This window comes from Maribacter polysiphoniae (assembly GCF_003148665.1).
GTDB lineage: Bacteria > Bacteroidota > Bacteroidia > Flavobacteriales > Flavobacteriaceae > Maribacter_A > Maribacter_A polysiphoniae.
Window position 1 is genome coordinate 1 of record NZ_QGGQ01000030.1, and the last position, 2,938, is coordinate 2,938.

The following is a 2,938-nucleotide window of genomic DNA, read 5'->3' on the forward strand; positions in this document are numbered from 1 at the left end:
CCATCAAAGGAAACCCCTGTGTTAAATTCGTTCGTGGCATCATTGTCTAAGTTCGCAGGTGCATTGATCAAATCATTATAGTCCCCACTAAAATCATCCGTAGCATCCGTATCGAAACCAGAAAGGTCCACGACCGTTGCATCAGGGTCATTGCTCAAGGAAATGACGCCTCCTATATATTGTAAATCCTGTATTTCATTTCCTGCGTCCGCATCGGCATCGTCCACATTCAAGGTAATCGTATTTCCCCCATCAATTCCGATATTCCCTGAAGTACCATCCGTCGTTAGATCCGGATTGCCCCCACCGGCACTAAACGTGGTTTGCGCTCCGCGTTCATTCGTATAGGTAAAGGTTCCGTCGAAATTGTTGATTAGGGTAGTAGGGGTCTCCTCAGCCCCGTAGAAAGTAATCGGACTTCCGCTTCCATTGTTGAACGTAAAGGTCCCGTTACCATTATCGATCACTGTGGCACTGCTAGTACCGGTGGTGCTTCCTGAGTTACAAAGGTTGTTCCACTGCGCTCCATCATAATAATGGATGCACTGGGTGTCGGTGTTGTAGACCATGGCCCCGTTCAATGGGGTAATGCCTTGCATCTGCACCGTAGAGAGCCGTGTCAATACCAAAGCCTTGTCCGTGCTTTCAAGCTCCACAATGGAGGACGGATTTATAACACTTGGGTTTTCCCCTATTTTTACCTGGCCCAACGCAAACTGAGCGCCGAATAGGAGTAGTAGGAGGGTGATTTTCTTAAAATTCATTCCGATGGAGTTTTGGGGTACTTTATTAATCGTTCAAAAATAATCCTAAGGACTCCCGAAATGGAATATATGTTGTCAGCTGCGGGGAATATGTTGTGAAAGGCAGGTATGCTCGGTTTTAATCGATGAAAGGGGTCATTCGTCGAAACAAAACACCATATCGTAAACACTTGATATAGTGATGGTTATAATATTTAAATGGATGGCGCAGGATAATTCCCTAAAAACAATTCAAATACATCGTTTTCGCAAGGAAATTACCTACAAACAAAGGATTGTGGTCCAAATATAATCGGAAAGTGGCGTTTTTGGGTCGTCCGGTTGGGCCCATTAAGGGTGTGGAATTTTTGTAAGTGACTGAATACTATATCGTTATTCGTAAACGGATTTAACGGGTCAAATAAAGGAAGCCCTGAAAATCCAATCCCAAATCATCCATGGTGACGATATAGAAATAGACATCTGCCGGAAGGCCTTGTTCGCGGTCAATGACAAAATTACTGACGTTGGAGTAGCCCTTAAACTGATCGGTGTAATTTTCCTGTTCAAAGACCAAAGATCCAAAACGGTTATAGATCTTCAGGTGGTTGTTGGGGGAAAGTTCCAACAGTTCGGGAATCATCAGGATATCATTGATGCCATCGCCATTCGCGGAAACGATATAATTCTCCAGATCGAGGAAATCCTCGGGTACATCCAAGGTTCCAAAGGTAATGGCCTCATAATCATCGGGAATAAAACTTTCCGAGGAAGCATAACCCGTGGAAAGGTCCCCCACGGCTCCCGTAGGGCCCAAGGGCACCCATTGTTTTTCCGCCTTGCTCCAACCGACCACCATAATCGTGTTCACGTCATCGGTAAGGAAGGGAATATTGCTACGTTCGTTCCAACTGATCTGTATGGTCGAAGGCACGCTCCCTTGCAACCGCCAGAATTCCACACCGGTTACACCGCCCAATTCCCGCGATGATAGGGTAGGGTCAAAACTATCGCTGATCGAGGTGGGGCTCCCCGGATTCTCGAAAAAGTAGGCGCATTTGGTCAAGGGGTTTTCGCTTTCCGACCTTAGGATCAATGGCCGCAATTGCACCCCATCACCCACGGGAAAGGTAAAAGAACTTTGCCCCGTAACCCCAGCATACCCATCTACCTGCGAAATATCGCTATCGCCCACATAAAAGGCGTTCTGTAAAAAGGTATAGGAAACGTCTGTTTGGTTTTTAAAAGTGAGGAAATCCCCGACGATAAAATTGGTGTTGTTCAGGTTGTTGATCCCCGTTTGCAACAGGACCCCCGTAGGATTGGCAATCTCCATATCGTAAAAGGTAGGCGCAAAGGCCCCCGAAACATAGATTTGGTCATTGCCGTAAAAACCGGCCAGGCCCACATTCTCGTCAAAGGCGGCATCGTTGATCAGATCGGTATGAAAGCCGAGTTGCCCTTGGTCGTGGATCCGGATGTTGCCACTGTTGTACAGGGCGGTCTGGGCATGGCCCAACACCCCGAACAGGAAAAACGATAGGTAGCAAAGGTTTTTCATGTTAGTGGTTTTCTTCTTTGGTCAACAACAATTGTTTAATAAGGGCGATATCGCTTTTCAGCGTTTCCAACTCTTGGTTTAAGGCCTTGTTCTCGTTTTGCAATTGATCGATTTTCTTTTCCTGTGCAATGGTATGCAGGAATAGCTCCTCGATTTTTTCGAGGTTGATTTTAGAAGCCTTACCTAGATTCCAAAAACCTTGCTTTCTAATTTCTGCGGCTGATTGTACACCTGGAAGATGGTAATTGGTTTTAATAAACTTCTCAACGGACTGTAAGTCGTTAAATTGATACTCTGGATCAAGGCTGGAATAATTGGTAAAATATTTTTGGAAGACGTAGTCGGGTACTGGTGAATGAGAGCCAGTTACATTGACATTTCCATCAACTTGTAAGTTTCCAGTAGTACTAACATTTGATGTAAAAACAGGGTTTATTTTAGAGCCATCTATTGCGGCTGTGGCGCTAATGTCTTCATTAATAATAGTAAGGTTTGTTATTTCGGTAGTGGTTACTGGCCCTAAAGGTAGTGTTACCGAACCCCCGCCGTTTGAGAGAGCGATATCGTTTCCTGAGATCGAGAGCACTTGGATCTCGTTACCTGCGTCCATGTCAAGGTCGAGTGCCTCGGATGT

The 2,938-nt window shown here is 45.5% G+C and carries 2 protein-coding genes and 1 pseudogene; all 3 read right to left on the reverse strand.

Features of this window, described 5'->3' with window-relative positions; all coding sequences use genetic code 11:
- Positions 1 to 764, reverse strand: a pseudogene (locus LX92_RS22250) (hypothetical protein); the annotation flags it as partial.
- A gap of 388 nt (positions 765 to 1,152) precedes the next feature.
- On the reverse strand, positions 1,153 to 2,304 hold the full coding sequence (locus LX92_RS22255; protein WP_109655267.1) for a gliding motility-associated C-terminal domain-containing protein: 1,152 nt from the start codon (positions 2,302 to 2,304) through the stop codon (positions 1,153 to 1,155).
- 1 nt (position 2,305) lies between these two features.
- On the reverse strand, positions 2,306 to 2,938 hold a 633-nt coding region (locus LX92_RS22585), incomplete at its 5' end, for a bZIP transcription factor (protein WP_244915959.1).

Bases quoted from the DNA above. Each gene is read 5' to 3' on its own strand.
- LX92_RS22255 (WP_109655267.1), bottom strand. From the start codon at position 2,304: ATGAAAAACCTTTGCTACCTATCGTTTTTCCTGTTCGGGGTGTTGGGC.